Below are 14,103 nucleotides of genomic sequence, written 5' to 3'. Positions count from 1 at the left end.
CCGCGGCCCGGCGGTTAGGGTCGCAGCGGCGCGACAGGCCCCGGCACGCGCGCGGGGCCCGATGAGCGAGGGGAAGGCAAGTGGCGGACGCTGCAGGAAGCGGTACGCGTAGGACGCCGTCGGCACAGCGGGTGCTGGTCGCCGCGGACAAGTTCAAGGGGTCGCTGACGGCCGTGGAGGTCGCCGAGCGGGTGACGGCGGGGCTGCGAAGGGTCCGGGCGGACGTCGAGGTCGAGGCGCTGCCGGTGGCCGACGGCGGCGACGGCACCGTCGCGGCGGCCGTCGCGGCCGGGTTCGAACGGCACGAGGTACGGGTCTCCGGACCGCTCGGTGACCCGGTGACCGCCGCGTACGCGCTGCGGGACGGCACCGCCGTCGTGGAGATGGCGGAGGCCAGCGGGTTGCAGCGGCTGCCGGAGGGCGTCTTCGCGCCGCTCACGGCGTCCACCTACGGTTCCGGGGAGCTGCTGCGGGCCGCGCTGGACGCGGGCGCGCGGAGCATCGTGTTCGGCGTCGGAGGCAGCGCGACGACCGACGGCGGGGCGGGGATGCTCGCCGCGCTGGGCGCGCGGTTCCTGACGGCGTCGGGCGAGCCGGCCGGGCCGGGCGGCGCCGCGCTGGCCGAGGTGGCGACCGCGGACCTTTCCGGTCTCGACCCGCGTCTGCGGTCGGTGGAGTTCGTGCTCGCCAGCGACGTCGACAACCCGCTGACCGGGCCGAAGGGCGCCGCCGCCGTGTACGGGCCGCAGAAGGGCGCCTCGTCGGAGGAGGTCGAGCGGCTGGACGCGGCGCTGGGGCACTTCGCGAAGGTGCTGGACGCCGGGACGGTGGCGGCGTCGCCGGGGGCGGGGGCCGCGGGCGGTATCGGGTTCGGGGCGCTGCTCGTGGGGGCGCGGTTCCGTCCCGGTATCGAGGTGATGCTGGACGTCCTGGGCTTCGCCCCCGCGCTGGAGCGGGCGGATCTGGTGATCACGGGGGAGGGGTCGCTGGACCAGCAGACGCTGCACGGGAAGGCCCCTGCGGGGGTCGCCGCGGCGGCTCGGGCGGCAGGGAAGGACGTGATCGCGGTGTGCGGGCGGCTGGCGCTGGCGCCGGAGGTGCTGGGGCGGGCCGGTATTCGGCGGGCGTACGCCCTGACGGACGTGGAGCCGGACGTGGCGAAGTGCATCGCCGATGCGGGGCCGATCCTGGAACGGACGGCGGAGCGGATCGCCCAGGACTACCTGTCCTGACCGACGGGGTTCTTCGCCCCCGCCGCCCCTTCCCGTCCCGACCCCGGGGCTGTGCCCCAGACCCCCTTGTCGGCCCTGACGGGCCTCGTCCTCAAACGCCGGACGGGCTGGATGTGGCACCCGTAACGGGCGGTGCCTGGGGACACCCGAGTCGGGTGGGCGGGTGGGCAAAAAAGAACCGGGGTCCGGACCCACAGCTGGGTCCGGACCCCGGAAAAACACGCGCGCCGTGCGCTACGGCACTTGCGCCGCCCGCGCCTCGCGACGGTTGTCGCGGAAGTTGTTCACCCGCCGCGCCGTGGCGAACAGCGGAATCACCGCCCCCATCACCAGCTGCAGCGCACACCCCGTCTGCAGCAGCAGCTGACCGCTCGGCGCGTCGAAGGCCCATGCCGCCAGCAGCCCCATCGACAGCACGATCCACGACAGCATCGCCACGGCGAGGCGCCCCCGCGGCTTCGGGTACTCGACACGGCTCACCATCAGCCACGCCGTCCCGATGATCGCCAGCAGCGTCGCCACGAACGGCAGCTCCAGCAGCACGATCGACACGACCGTCAGGGCCCCGAAGGGCGACGGCATGCCCTGGAAGGTGCCGTCCTTCACCGTGACGCAGGAGAACCGCGCCAGTCTCAGCACCACCGCCAGCAGCACCACGATCGCCCCGACCGCGGCCACCCTCTGGTGCGCGTCGTCCGCGACCATGCCGTAGACGAGGACGAAGTACGCCGGTGCCAGGCCGAAGCTGATCAGGTCCGAGAGGTTGTCCAGCTCGGCGCCCATCGGCGAGGAGCGCAGCTTGCGCGCCACCAGGCCGTCGAACAGGTCGAAGACCGCCGCGCACAGCATCAGGATGACCGCCGTGGCCGCGCTGTGGCGGGCCATGCCGGTCTCCTGGCTGCCCTGCAGGTGCGGGATCAGGATGCCGGTGGTGGTGAAGTACACCGCCATGAAGCCGCACGTGGCGTTGCCCAGCGTGAGGGTGTCCGCTATCGACAGGCGCAGCGACAGAGGCATCTCCTCGTCGTCGTCCTCGTCGGCCTCCGGCACCCAGCCGGCCTGGGTCTCTGGATCAACCACGGTCAATGCGAGTCACCCCAGCCACGGTCTTCTGGCCGACTTCGACATCGACCTCAACACCCTCGGGCAGGTAGATGTCGACGCGCGAGCCGAAGCGGATGAGGCCGATGCGCTCGCCCTGCTCGACCTTGGTGCCCTGGGGCACGTAGGGGACGATGCGACGGGCCACCGCGCCGGCGATCTGGACCATCTCGATGTCACCGAGCTCGGTGTCGAAGTGCCACACCACGCGCTCGTTGTTCTCGCTCTCCTTGTTGAAGGCGGGAACGAAGCCACCGGGGATGTGCTCGACCGACGTCACGGTGCCGGCCAGGGGGGCGCGGTTCACGTGGACGTTGAGCGGGCTCATGAAGATCGCGACGCGGGTGCGTCCGTCCTTCCAGGGCATGATGCTCTGCACCACACCGTCGGCGGGCGAGATGACCCGGCCCTGGGCGATCTCGCGCTCGGGGTCGCGGAAGAACCACAGCATCCCCGCCGCCAGAGCGGTGGCGGGGACGGCGACGGCCTTGGCGGCACCCGAGCGGCGGGCACGGAGCAGACTCACGGCTGCGGTGGCGACGGTCGGCAGAAGCCACGGCGATGCTCCGCGCGCGAGGCGTACGCCGGCGAGGCTGTCGCGGTGTGCAGAGGTTTGGCTGTGGGGCATGGATGACCTTCGTAGCGGATGATGCCGCGCAACTGCGGGGGACGGCGGCTTTCCGGCGATCGTAGCGGCTCCCGGCCGCAACTGGGTAAGCCAGGCAACCAAGTCGGCGGCCGAAGAACGCATACGGGGTGTGATCCTCTTCCTCAAGAAAACACCCCGTATCCAGACATCTGACCCTGCTCAGCCCTGGAATCGATACTCTTCGAGCAGTCGACGGCCGATGATCATTTTCTGGATCTCGGCGGTGCCCTCACCGATCAGCAGCATCGGGGCCTCCCGGTAGAGGCGCTCGATCTCGTACTCCTTCGAGAAGCCGTAGCCGCCGTGGATCCGGAAGGCGTCCTCCACGACCTCTTTGCAGTACTCGGAGGCGAGGTACTTCGCCATCCCTGCCTCGAGGTCGTTTCGCTCCCCGGAGTCCTTTTTGCGCGCTGCGTTGACCATCATGGCATGCGCGGCCTCCACCTTGGTAGCCATCTCGGCCAGCTTGAACTGGATGGCCTGGTGCTGGGCGATCGGCTTACCGAAAGTGTGACGCTGCTGGGCGTACTGGACGCCCAGCTCGAAGGCACGCTGCGCGACGCCGCAGCCACGCGCCGCGACGTTCACACGGCCGACCTCGACGCCGTCCATCATTTGGTAAAAACCTCGGCCGGTGACGCCGCCGAGCACCCGATCGGCGGGAACGCGCAGGCCGTCCATGATGAGCTCGGTCGTGTCGACGCCCTTGTAGCCCATCTTGTCGATCTTGCCGGGGATGGTCAGGCCCGGACGGACCTCGCCGAAGCCCGGCTCCTTCTCCACCAGGAAGGTGGTCATCGACTTGTGCGGCTTGGCGGCTGCCTCTTCAGAGGAGTGTCCTTCGTCACTTCGCACCAGAACGGCCACCAGCGACGACGTTCCACCGTTCGTCAGCCACATCTTCTGGCCGTTGAGGACGTACTCGTCGCCGTCCTTGACCGCCTTCGACGTGATGGCCGACACGTCCGAGCCGAGGCCCGGCTCCGACATCGAGAAGGCGCCGCGGATGTCGCCGGCCGCCATCCGCGGAAGGAAGTGCTCCTTCTGTTCCGGCGTGCCGTGCTGCTTGAGCATGTACGCCACGATGAAGTGCGTGTTGATGATGCCGGACACCGACATCCAGCCGCGGGCGATCTCCTCCACGCACAGCGCGTACGTGAGGAGGGACTCGCCCAGGCCGCCGTACTCCTCGGGGATCATCAGGCCGAAGAGACCCAGTTCCTTCAGCCCGTCGACGATCTGCTGCGGATACTCGTCGCGGTGCTCCAGCTCGGTGGCTACCGGGATGATCTCCTTGTCCACGAAGTCCCGGACGGTGGACAGGATCTCCTGCTGGACGTCGGTCAGACCGGCGGTCTGGGCGAGTCGCGCCATGGCTACTTCTCCTGCTGCTTCAGTTCCGGGCGGCCCGGCTGCTCGCCGCCGCGCTCCTTGATGTACGTCTCGGTGGGCACCATCACCTTGCGGCGGAACACGCAGACCAGCGTGCCGTCCTGCTTGTAGCCCCTGGTCTCGACGTACACGATGCCGCGGTCGTTCTTCGACTTCGACGGCCACTTGTCCAGGACGGTCGTCTGCCCGTAGACAGTGTCGCCGTGGAAGGTCGGCGCCACGTGCTTGAGCGACTCGATCTCCAGGTTGGCGATCGCCTTGCCGGAGATGTCCGGCACGCTCATGCCGAGCAGCAGCGAGTAGATGTAGTTGCCGACCACGACGTTCCTGCCGAAGTCCGTCGTCTTCTCCGCATAGTTCACGTCCATGTGGAGCGGGTGGTGGTTCATGGTGAGGAGACAGAACAGGTGGTCGTCGTACTCGGTGACCGTCTTGCCCGGCCAGTGCTTGTACGTCGCCCCGACCTCGAACTCCTCGTAGGTGCGTCCGAACTGCATGACGGTCAGGCCTCCGGGATCTCGAACTTCGACGTGCGCTGCATGCCGGCGGCGCGGCCCTTGCCCGAGATGACCAGGGCCATCTTGCGGCTGGCCTCGTCGATCATCTCGTCGCCGAGCATCGCGGAGCCCTTCTTGCCGCCCGCCTCGGACGTGTAGTAGTCGTACGCGTCCAGGATCAGCTCGGCGTGGTCGTAGTCCTCCTGCGAGGGGGAGAAGACCTCGTTGGCGGCGTCGACCTGGCCGGGGTGCAGCACCCACTTGCCGTCGAAGCCGAGCGCGGCGGCGCGGTCGGCCACCTCGCGGAAGCCGTCGACGTTGCGGATCTGCAGGTAGGGGCCGTCGATCGCCTGGAGGTCGTTGGCACGGGCGGCCATCAGGATCTTCATCAGGATGTAGTGGTAGGCGTCCGCCGGGTAGCCGGGCGGCTGCTCGCCCACGACCAGCGACTTCATGTTGATGGACGCCATGAAGTCGGCCGGGCCGAAGATGATGGTCTCGATGCGCGGGGAGGCCTGCGCGATCTCGTTGACGTTGTTCAGGCCCTGCGCGTTCTCGATCTGCGCCTCGATGCCGATCCGGCCGACCTCGAAGCCCATGGTCTTCTCGATCTGCGTGAGCAGCAGGTCCAGGGCGACGATCTGCTGGGCGTCCTGGACCTTCGGCAGCATGATGCAGTCGAGGTTCGGGCCCGCGCCCTCGACGACCGTCACGACGTCCCGGTACGTCCACTCCGTCGTCCAGTCGTTGACGCGCACGACGCGGGTCTTGCCCGTCCAGTCGCCCTCGTTGAGGAACTTGACGATGGTGTGGCGCGCCTCGGGCTTGGCGAGCGGGGCGCAGGCGTCCTCGAGGTCCAGGAAGACCTGGTCCGCCGGGAGGCCCTGGGCCTTCTCCAGGAAGCGCGGGTTCGAGCCGGGTACCGCCAGGCAGGAACGCCGAGGGCGAAGGCGGTTGACCGTGGTCATGCGGGGACCTCCAGGGGGTCGAGCTTGTTCGCGGTGCGGATCTCGTCGACGATGCGGCCGATGATCCCGGTGATGTCGAAGTCCTTCGGGGTGAAGACCGCGGCGACTCCCGCGGCCCGCAGCTGTTCGGCGTCACCGCTGGGGATGATGCCACCGGCGATCACGGGAATGTCCGTGGCGCCGGCCACACGGAGCCGTTCGAGCACGTCCGGCACCAGCTGGGCGTGCGATCCGGACAGGATCGACAGGCCGACCGCGTGGACGTCCTCCGCCAGCGCGGCGTCCACGATCTGCTCCGGGGTGAGCCGGATGCCCTGGTAGACCACCTCGAACCCGGCGTCGCGGGCCCGCACGGCGATCTGCTCGGCGCCGTTGGAGTGGCCGTCGAGCCCCGGCTTGCCGACCAGGAAGCGCAGCTTTCCCACGCCCAGGTCCTTCGCCGTGAGTTCCACCTTCCGGCGGACCTCCGACAGGGCGGAGCCCTCCTCGGCGGTGACCGCGACGGGGGCCGAGGAGACCCCGGTCGGCGCCCGGAACTCGCCGAACACCTCGCGCAGCGCGCCGGCCCACTCGCCGGTGGTCACGCCGGCCCGGGCGCACTCCAGGGTGGCTTCCATCAGGTTGTCGGTGCCGCGCGCGGCCTCCTTCAGCTTCTCCAGCGCCTTGCAGGGGCGCGGGTGGTTGAAGGGCGGCTGGTAGCGGGTGTCGCGCCAGTGCTGCAGCGAGGCGATCACCCGCGCCTCCACCGCGGGGTCGACGGTCTGGATGGCGGTGTCCAGGTCGGCGGTGAGCGGGTTGGGCTCGGTGGACTCGAAGGCGTTGACCCCGATGATCTTCTCCTCGCCGGACTCGATCCGGGCGCGGCGCGCGGCGTGCGAGGAGACGAGCTGGGACTTGAGGTAGCCCGACTCCACGGCGGCCATCGCGCCGCCCATCTCCTGGATCCGCCCGATCTCCGCGGTCGCCTCGGTGACCAGCTCCTCGACCTTCGCCTCGATCACCTTCGAGCCCTCGAAGATGTCGTCGTACTCCAGCAGGTCGCTCTCGTAGGCGAGGACCTGCTGGATGCGCAGGGACCACTGCTGGTCCCAGGGGCGGGGCAGGCCGAGGGCCTCGTTCCAGGCGGGCAGCTGCACGGCACGCGCGCGTGCGTCCTTGGAGAGGGTGACGGCCAGCATCTCCAGCACGATGCGCTGGACGTTGTTCTCCGGCTGCGCCTCGGTCAGTCCGAGGGAGTTGACCTGGACGCCGTAGCGGAAGCGCCGGTGCTTGGGGTTCTCGATGCCGTACCGCTCGCGGGTGACGGTGTCCCAGATGCGGCCGAAGGCGCGCATCTTGCACATCTCCTCGACGAAGCGGACGCCCGCGTTCACGAAGAAGGAGATACGGCCGACCACGTCGCCCATGCGCTCCTGCGGCACCTGGCCGCTGTCACGCACCGCGTCGAGCACGGCGATCGCGGTGGACATCGCGTACGCGATCTCCTGCACCGGTGTGGCCCCGGCCTCCTGCAGGTGGTAGCTGCAGATGTTGATCGGGTTCCACTTGGGGATGTGGGAGACCGTGTACGCGATCATGTCGGTCGTCAGGCGGAGCGACGGCCCCGGCGGGAACACATGGGTGCCGCGGGACAGGTACTCCTTGACGATGTCGTTCTGGGTCGTGCCCTGGAGCTTGGTGACGTCCGCGCCCTGCTCCTCGGCGACGACCTGGTAGAGCGCCAGCAGCCACATGGCGGTGGCGTTGATCGTCATCGAGGTGTTCATCTGCTCCAGGGGGATGTCCTGGAACAGCCGGCGCATGTCACCGAGGTGCGCGACCGGCACGCCGACCCGGCCGACCTCGCCGCGGGCGAGGACGTGGTCGGAGTCGTAGCCGGTCTGGGTCGGCAGGTCGAAGGCTACCGACAGCCCCGTCTGCCCCTTGGCGAGGTTGCGCCGGTACAGCTCGTTGGACGCCTCGGCGGTCGAGTGGCCGGCGTACGTCCGCATGAGCCACGGCCGGTCCTTCTGACGCTCTGTCATGGTCCTTCCCGCCCTCAGACGTTGCGGAAGCGGTTGATGGCGTCGATGTGCTTCGCGCGCTTCTCGTGGTCGCGCACGCCGAGACCCTCCTCGGGCGCCAGGCACAGCACGCCGACCTTGCCCTGGTGCAGGTTGCGGTGCACGTCGTACGCGGCCTGGCCGGTGTCCTCCAGGGAGTACGTCTTCGAGAGCGTGGGGTGGATCTTGCCCTTGGCGATGAGGCGGTTGGCCTCCCAGGCCTCGCGGTAGTTGGCGAAGTGGGAGCCGATGATGCGCTTCAGGGACATCCACAGGTAGCGGTTGTCGTACTGGTGCATGTAGCCCGAGGTCGAGGCGCAGGTGGTGATGGTGCCGCCCTTGCGGGTGACGAAGACCGAGGCGCCGAAGGTCTCGCGGCCGGGGTGCTCGAAGACGATGTCGATGTCCTCGCCGCCGGTGAGCTCGCGGATGCGCTTGCCGAAGCGCTTCCACTCCTTGGGGTCCTGGGTGTTCTCGTCCTTCCAGAACCTGTAGCCCTCGGCGTTGCGGTCGATGATCGCCTCGGCGCCCATCTTCCGGCAGATCTCCGCCTTCTGGTCGCTGGAGACGACGCAGATCGGGTTGGCGCCGCCGGCCAGCGCGAACTGGGTGGCGTACGAGCCGAGGCCGCCGCTCGCGCCCCAGATGAGCACGTTGTCGCCCTGCTTCATGCCGGCGCCGTTGCGGGAGACCAGCTGGCGGTAGGCGGTGGAGTTGACCAGGCCGGGGGCGGCGGCCTCCTCCCAGCTGAGGTGGTCCGGCTTGGGCATCAGCTGGTTGGACTTCACCAGCGCGATCTCGGCGAGGCCGCCGAAGTTGGTCTCGAAGCCCCAGATGCGCTGCTCGGGGTCGAGCATCGTGTCGTTGTGGCCGTCGGAGGACTCCAGCTCGACGGACAGACAGTGCGCGACGACCTCGTCGCCGGGCTTCCAGGAGTTCACGCCGGGACCGGTGCGCAGCACGACGCCCGCGAGGTCGGAGCCGATGATGTGGTACGGCAGGTCGTGTCGCCTGGCCAGCTCGCTGGTGCGGCCGTAGCGCTCGAGGAAGCCGAAGGTGGACAGCGGCTCGAAGATCGAGGTCCACACCGAGTTGTAGTTGACCGAGGAGGCCATCACGGCGACCAGGGCCTCGCCGGGGCCCAGCTCGGGCAGCGGCACGTCGTCCAGGTGGATCGACTTGCGGGGGTCCTTGTCGCGGGTGGCGAGGCCCGCGAACATCTCCGTCTCGTCCTTGTGCACGGTGATCGCGCGGTACGACTCGGGAAGCGGCAGGGCGGCGAAGTCCTCCGACGTGGAGTCGGGCGACTGGATCGCGGCCAGGATGTCCTTGACGGTCACGGTGTTGCCTCCGGCGATGGGCGCCCTGAGGGAGGGGCGCTGAGGGTTACGTCGGTGTGCTGCTGAGGGTCGAGGGGTGCCGTCGGTTCGGCGGGTGGTGCTTCGGCAGCGCGTGGTTGCGCGGGAGGTTGCCTGTGACGCAGGCGCCGGACGTGCGGGTGGTGGACCCGCCGGGACTCGCCCGGACTTCTTCAACGTATGGCACGCCGTGTCAGTCGGCAAGGCACTGCGTGCCAGAACTTGCTCTCAGGTGAAATCTTTTCGCCTCAGATGAGCGATGATCGATCGAAGCGCCTCGGAAACGCGGGCGAAAAGCGCTCCTGACATGCCAAAACGGCCACCCCGAAGGGTGGCCGTCATCACAACGTCGGAAGGCGGGTCAGCGCTCCTTGAGGGCCCGCTCGATGGCCTCCATGACCTCCTCCAGCGGGGCGTCGGTGCGGGCGACCGTCACCAGCACCTCGCCGTGCGCGGAGGCCGTGGCCGCCGGTGGCCGCTGCGGGGCGGCCGTGCGCCGGCCCGCCATGATCCCCGTGCCGAACGTCTTCCGCACGATCGCGAAGGCGTGGTCCAGCTGCGCCTCCACGTCCCCCTGGCCGCCCGCCCGCAGCCAGCGCCGCAGCACGTGGTTGTGCGCCGTGACGACCGCGGACGCGGCGACCTCCGCCAGCAGCGGGTCGTCGTTGGCGTCGTCGTCGTGCGCGTGCTCGTCGAAGTGGCCCAGCAGATAGCGGGTGAACAGCCGCTCGTAACGGGCCACCGAGGCGATCTCCGCCTCCCGCAGCGTGGGGACCTCGCGGGTCAGCTTGTAGCGGGCCACCGAGATGTCCGGCCGCGCCGCGTACATCTTCATGACCTCTTTGATGCCCCGGCACACCGTGTCGAGCGGGTGCTCGTGCGCGGGGGCGGCGTTGAGCACCGCCTCGGCGCGCACCAGGGTGTCGTCGTGGTCGGGGAAGATCGCCTCTTCCTTGGAACGGAAGTGACGGAAGAACGTGCGGCGGGCCACCCCGGCGGCGGCCGCGATCTCGTCGACGGTGGTCGCCTCGTACCCCTTGGTCGCGAACAGCTCCATCGCGGCGGCCGCGAGCTCCCGGCGCATTTTCAGCCGCTGGGCGGCGGCACGCGAGCCGGCGGTGGACTCCGGCGGCTCGGTCGTGGCTGGCGTACGTACGGACTTGGCGGGCTGGGACATGCCCTGAACGTACTGCATGCGCGCGGCACGGTGCGCGTGACCGGGGCTTCCCCCGCCCTCGGCGGGCGGGGAAGGGGCGGTGCGGGCGGGCGGCGGGAACCGGTCGGGATCCAGCAGCCCGCCCCACTCGGCGCCGCCCGGGAGCGGCTCGCCGGGGTACCGCTCAGCGCTTGGCATATTCGCGGAAGCCACGGCCGGTCTTGCGGCCGAGGCAGCCCGCGGCCACCAGATGCTCCAGCAGCGGCGCCGGGGCCAGACCCGGGTCGCGGAACTCGCGGTGCAGCACCTTCTCGATGGCCAGCGACACGTCCAGCCCCACGACGTCCAGCAGTTCGAACGGCCCCATCGGGTAGCCGCCGCCCAGCTTCATCGCGGCGTCGATGTCGTCGAGGGTGGCGTAGTGCTCCTGCACCATCTTGATCGCGTTGTTGAGGTACGGGAACAGCAGTGCGTTCACGATGAACCCGGCCCGGTCCCCGCAGTCCACGGCGTGCTTGCGGATCCTCGCGCACACCTCGCGCACGGTGGCGTGGACGTCGTCACCGGTCAGGACCGTGCGCACCACCTCGACCAGCTTCATCGCCGGCGCCGGGTTGAAGAAGTGCATGCCGATCACGTCCTGCGGGCGCGAGGTGGCGCGGGCGCAGGCGACGACCGGGAGGGAGGAGGTGGTGGTGGCGAGCACCGCGCCCGGCTTGCAGACCTTGTCCAGCGTCGCGAACAGCTGCCGCTTGACCTCCAGGTCCTCGGCGACCGCCTCGACCGCGAGGTCCACGTCGGCGAAGTCGTCGTAGGTGCCCGTCGCGCGGATCAGGTCCAGGGTGCTCGCGGCGGCCTCGGCGGTCATCCGGCCCTTGTCGACCGACCGGGACAGCGACTTGCCGATACGAGCCTTCGCCGCCTGCGCCTTCTCCTCGCTGCGGGCGGCCAGCACGACCTCGAACCCCGCCTTGGCGAAGACCTCGGCGATGCCGGACGCCATCGTGCCCGAACCGGCCACGCCCACCGAGCGCACCGGGCGGCCGGCGGCCGACGGGCCGTCCTCGCGCGGGGTGAGGGCGTCCTCCACGACCGTGCCGCTGCCGGGCGCCTCGTACGAGTAGAAGCCCCGGCCCGCCTTGCGGCCGGTCAGGCCCGCCTCGCTGAGCTGCTTCAGGATGGGCGCGGGGGCGTGCAGCCGGTCGCGGGAGGCCGCGTACATGGCGTCCAGGACCGTGCGGGCGGTGTCGATGCCGATCAGGTCGAGCAGCGCCAGCGGGCCCATCGGCAGGCCGCAGCCCAGCCGCATCGCGGCGTCGATGTCCTCACGGGAGGCGTAGCGGGCCTCGTACATCGCGGCGGCCTGGTTGAGGTACCCGAACAGCAGCCCGTCGGCGACGAACCCGGGCCGGTCGCCGACCGCCACCGGCTCCTTGCCCAGGTCCAGGGCGAGGTCGGTGACGGCGGTGACGGCGGCGGGCGCGGTCAGCACGCTGGAGACCACCTCGACCAGCTTCATCGCGGGCGCCGGGTTGAAGAAGTGCATGCCCAGCACGCGCTCCGGGTGGGCGGAGTCGGCGGCGAGCCGGGTGACCGACAGCGCGTTGGTGCCGGTCGCCAGCACGGTCTCCGGCCGCACGATGCCGTCCAGCTCCCGGAAGATCTGCTGCTTGATCTCGTACGACTCCGGGGCGACCTCGATCACCAGGTCGGCGCCGCCGGCGGCCGAGAGGTCGGTGCCGGTGGTGACGCGGGCGAGGAGCTCCGCGCGCTGCTGAGCGGTCAGCCGGCCGCGCTCGACGGCGCGGGCGGTGGAGGCCTCCAGGGCGGCGACGCACTTCGCGGCCTGGGCCTCACTGACGTCGATGCCGATCACGTCGCGGCCGGCGGCGGCCAGGACCTCGGCGATGCCGGTGCCCATCGTGCCGAGGCCGACCACGGCGACGGTCCGGAGCGGGGACAGAGGGGTGTCGGACTGGGGAGTGGCCATCGCGGGACTCCAGGAATGAGGGTGACGACGGAAGCAGCGCCCGGGTGCGCCTGAAGGCGCACCGGGTGCGTGCGTGAATGCGGGTGTTGGCCGGGCTGCGAGCGCACACGCCCGGGCCGCCGGAAACCCGGCGGTGGATCCGACCGGCCCTGTCCCGGGGCCGAGCCGTACTGCGGTACACGGGGTACCGAACCGACTGCGACTCACTGCGGCCGCGTCACCAGACCGCCGTGAGGAGGGTGCGAGTGGGTAACTCGCTCGTCTGAGATTAACTCGCCGGTAACGAGCGCGCCAGCCCCCGGATTTGTGAGGTGGGTCCCGCGCCGGGTGTGATCCGCCTAACCTCGTCGCCATGGACGAAGAGTTGCGAACGCTCACGGAGCGCTTACGGGCCGAGTCCGGCGGCACGGCCGCGTTCGAACGGCTGGCCGCCACGGGCGACCACGACCTCCTGGCCGGCGTCCTCACCGCCCCCGGGCAGCCGCTGTGGGCGCGTGAACTGGCCGCGTTCCGGCTCGGGACGGCCGGCGACCGGCGTGCCTTCGAGGCGCTGGTGCTCCTCCTCAACCACCGCGACCCGCCCCGCTGCGCCGCAGCCGCGCACGCCCTGGCCCGCCTCGGTGACCCGCGCACCGCCCGCGCCGCCGCGGCCCTCGCCACCAACGAACTCCGCGTCGCCTACGCCCTGCACCCCGTCCGCCTCCTCGCCGAGCTGCGCGCCCCCGAGGCGGTCCCGGCCCTGATCACCACCCTCCGTCGCCGGCTGAGCCCGCACGACCCCTACCGCCGGGTCGCGCTCGCCTGCGTGGAGGGGCTGGGCGAACTCGCCGACCCGCGCGCGGAGTCCGTGCTGAACGAGGCGCTCGCGCACCCGGGCCTGGCGGAGGCAGCGGTGCACGCCCTGGCCCGCATTCCGCACCAGGGGAGCGCCCGGGGGCGGATCCCGGGCCAACGCTGAGAGGCGACGGTCCGTCACCCGGCCGACCGAACACGCCGTCGGCCGTATCCGTCGCCGGCCCAGCCCGCCGGCAGCTCCCGTCGCCCGCCGCCGACCGAACCGGTCGCCGGGCGGGCGGGGCGCCTGTCCGGTGACCAGGTTCGAAGGACCGCAGGCGTCAGCCGGTGAGGTCCCGCACGTAACGGACCTCCGGGACCTCGACGCCTGCCACTTCGAACGGCTCCTGCGCGCCGTCCGCCGTGAAGCCGGCCGCCTCGTAGAAGCGGCGGGCGCGCGCGTTCCGTTCCAGGACCCACAGGAACACCCGTGGAAGGCCGGCCGCGGCGCAGCGGTCGGTCACCTCGGTCAGCAGGGCGCGTCCCACCGCCTGTCCGATCCGCTCGGGCGGCAGGTACAGCGCGTACAGCTCGCCGTCGCCGGTGCGCACCCCGCCGTCCCGGTACGGCCCGTACGCGGCCCAGCCGGCGAGCGTGCCGTCCGCCGCCTCGGCGACCAGGTTCACCACACTGCCGTCCCCGGCCTCGAGCCGCTCACGCTGCTTCCCGGCCTCCGCCGCGACGTCCATCGCGTCCAGATACGCCTGCGGGATCATCCCGCGGTACGCGTGCCGCCACCCCCGCACCCGCACCGCGGCGACCTCGTCGCTGTCGTCGGCGGTCATGGGGCGGATACGGACGAGGGCGGGGGCGGACGCGCGGGCCAGGTGGGTCATGAGCGCCATCATGACCCACCGCGTCGCGCGTCCGCCCCCGAGTTTCCG

At 70.7% G+C, this 14,103-nt stretch carries 12 protein-coding genes; 2 read left to right on the top strand and 10 right to left on the bottom strand.

The genetic code is table 11. The annotated features are described in order from the left end of the window. The first annotated feature begins 131 nt into the window (after window positions 1–131). The gene (locus ACF1AG_RS06085) at window positions 132–1,232 is read left to right on the top strand and encodes a glycerate kinase (protein WP_359604383.1); all 1,101 of its coding nucleotides are present in this window, start codon (window positions 132–134) and stop codon (window positions 1,230–1,232) included. 234 nt (window positions 1,233–1,466) lie between these two features. On the opposite strand, the gene pssA is transcribed toward ACF1AG_RS06085, so the two are convergent. The 9 genes from pssA to ACF1AG_RS06040 form a co-directional block, all read right to left on the bottom strand. After that, window positions 1,467–2,282: a CDP-diacylglycerol--serine O-phosphatidyltransferase gene (gene pssA / locus ACF1AG_RS06080; protein ID WP_033273773.1), complete on the bottom strand. Its 816-nt coding sequence runs from the start codon at window positions 2,280–2,282 to the stop codon at window positions 1,467–1,469. A gap of 22 nt (window positions 2,283–2,304) precedes the next feature. After that, the gene (locus ACF1AG_RS06075; protein WP_026243357.1) at window positions 2,305–2,961 is read right to left on the bottom strand and encodes a phosphatidylserine decarboxylase; all 657 of its coding nucleotides are present in this window, start codon (window positions 2,959–2,961) and stop codon (window positions 2,305–2,307) included. A gap of 180 nt (window positions 2,962–3,141) precedes the next feature. Continuing rightward, the gene (locus ACF1AG_RS06070; RefSeq protein WP_391809381.1) at window positions 3,142–4,356 is read right to left on the bottom strand and encodes an acyl-CoA dehydrogenase family protein; all 1,215 of its coding nucleotides are present in this window, start codon (window positions 4,354–4,356) and stop codon (window positions 3,142–3,144) included. A 2-nt stretch (window positions 4,357–4,358) separates the two neighbouring features. After that, window positions 4,359–4,871: a MaoC family dehydratase gene (locus ACF1AG_RS06065; protein WP_387797295.1), complete on the bottom strand. Its 513-nt coding sequence runs from the start codon at window positions 4,869–4,871 to the stop codon at window positions 4,359–4,361. A 5-nt stretch (window positions 4,872–4,876) separates the two neighbouring features. Further along, entirely contained in the window at window positions 4,877–5,839 is a 963-nt protein-coding gene (locus tag ACF1AG_RS06060; protein ID WP_359606690.1) for a CoA ester lyase, read from the bottom strand. Next, the gene (locus ACF1AG_RS06055; RefSeq protein ID WP_359752782.1) at window positions 5,836–7,863 is read right to left on the bottom strand and encodes a protein meaA; all 2,028 of its coding nucleotides are present in this window, start codon (window positions 7,861–7,863) and stop codon (window positions 5,836–5,838) included. Before ACF1AG_RS06055 ends, ACF1AG_RS06060 begins: the two co-directional genes overlap by 4 nt. 14 nt (window positions 7,864–7,877) lie before the next feature. Further along, window positions 7,878–9,221 carry a crotonyl-CoA carboxylase/reductase gene (gene ccrA, locus ACF1AG_RS06050; protein ID WP_359606694.1) on the bottom strand — a complete coding sequence of 448 codons (1,344 nt, stop codon included), beginning with the start codon at window positions 9,219–9,221 and terminating at the stop codon, window positions 7,878–7,880. Between the two features lie 379 nt (window positions 9,222–9,600). Next, on the bottom strand, window positions 9,601–10,416 hold the full coding sequence (locus ACF1AG_RS06045; protein WP_033274134.1) for a TetR family transcriptional regulator: 816 nt from the start codon (window positions 10,414–10,416) through the stop codon (window positions 9,601–9,603). Between the two features lie 163 nt (window positions 10,417–10,579). Further along, complete coding sequence (locus ACF1AG_RS06040) at window positions 10,580–12,385, bottom strand: 3-hydroxybutyryl-CoA dehydrogenase (protein ID WP_359606696.1); 1,806 nt, start codon at window positions 12,383–12,385, stop codon at window positions 10,580–10,582. A gap of 352 nt (window positions 12,386–12,737) precedes the next feature. On the opposite strand from ACF1AG_RS06040, the gene ACF1AG_RS06035 reads away from it, so the two are divergent. Beyond that, a complete protein-coding gene (locus ACF1AG_RS06035; RefSeq protein ID WP_359606698.1) occupies window positions 12,738–13,343 on the top strand; it encodes an adenylosuccinate lyase in 606 nt (201 codons plus the stop codon). A 157-nt stretch (window positions 13,344–13,500) separates the two neighbouring features. On the opposite strand, the gene ACF1AG_RS06030 is transcribed toward ACF1AG_RS06035, so the two are convergent. Next, window positions 13,501–14,055 (bottom strand): GNAT family N-acetyltransferase, encoded by a 555-nt coding sequence (locus ACF1AG_RS06030; RefSeq protein WP_387797299.1) that lies wholly within the window; start codon window positions 14,053–14,055, stop codon window positions 13,501–13,503. Window positions 14,056–14,103 lie beyond the last annotated feature (48 nt).

The sequence above is a fragment of the Streptomyces sp. NPDC014764 genome, assembly GCF_043082785.1.
Classification (GTDB): domain Bacteria; phylum Actinomycetota; class Actinomycetes; order Streptomycetales; family Streptomycetaceae; genus Streptomyces; species Streptomyces althioticus.
The sequence above is the reverse complement of the archived record's forward strand: the minus strand, read 5'-3'. Positions and strand labels throughout refer to the sequence as shown.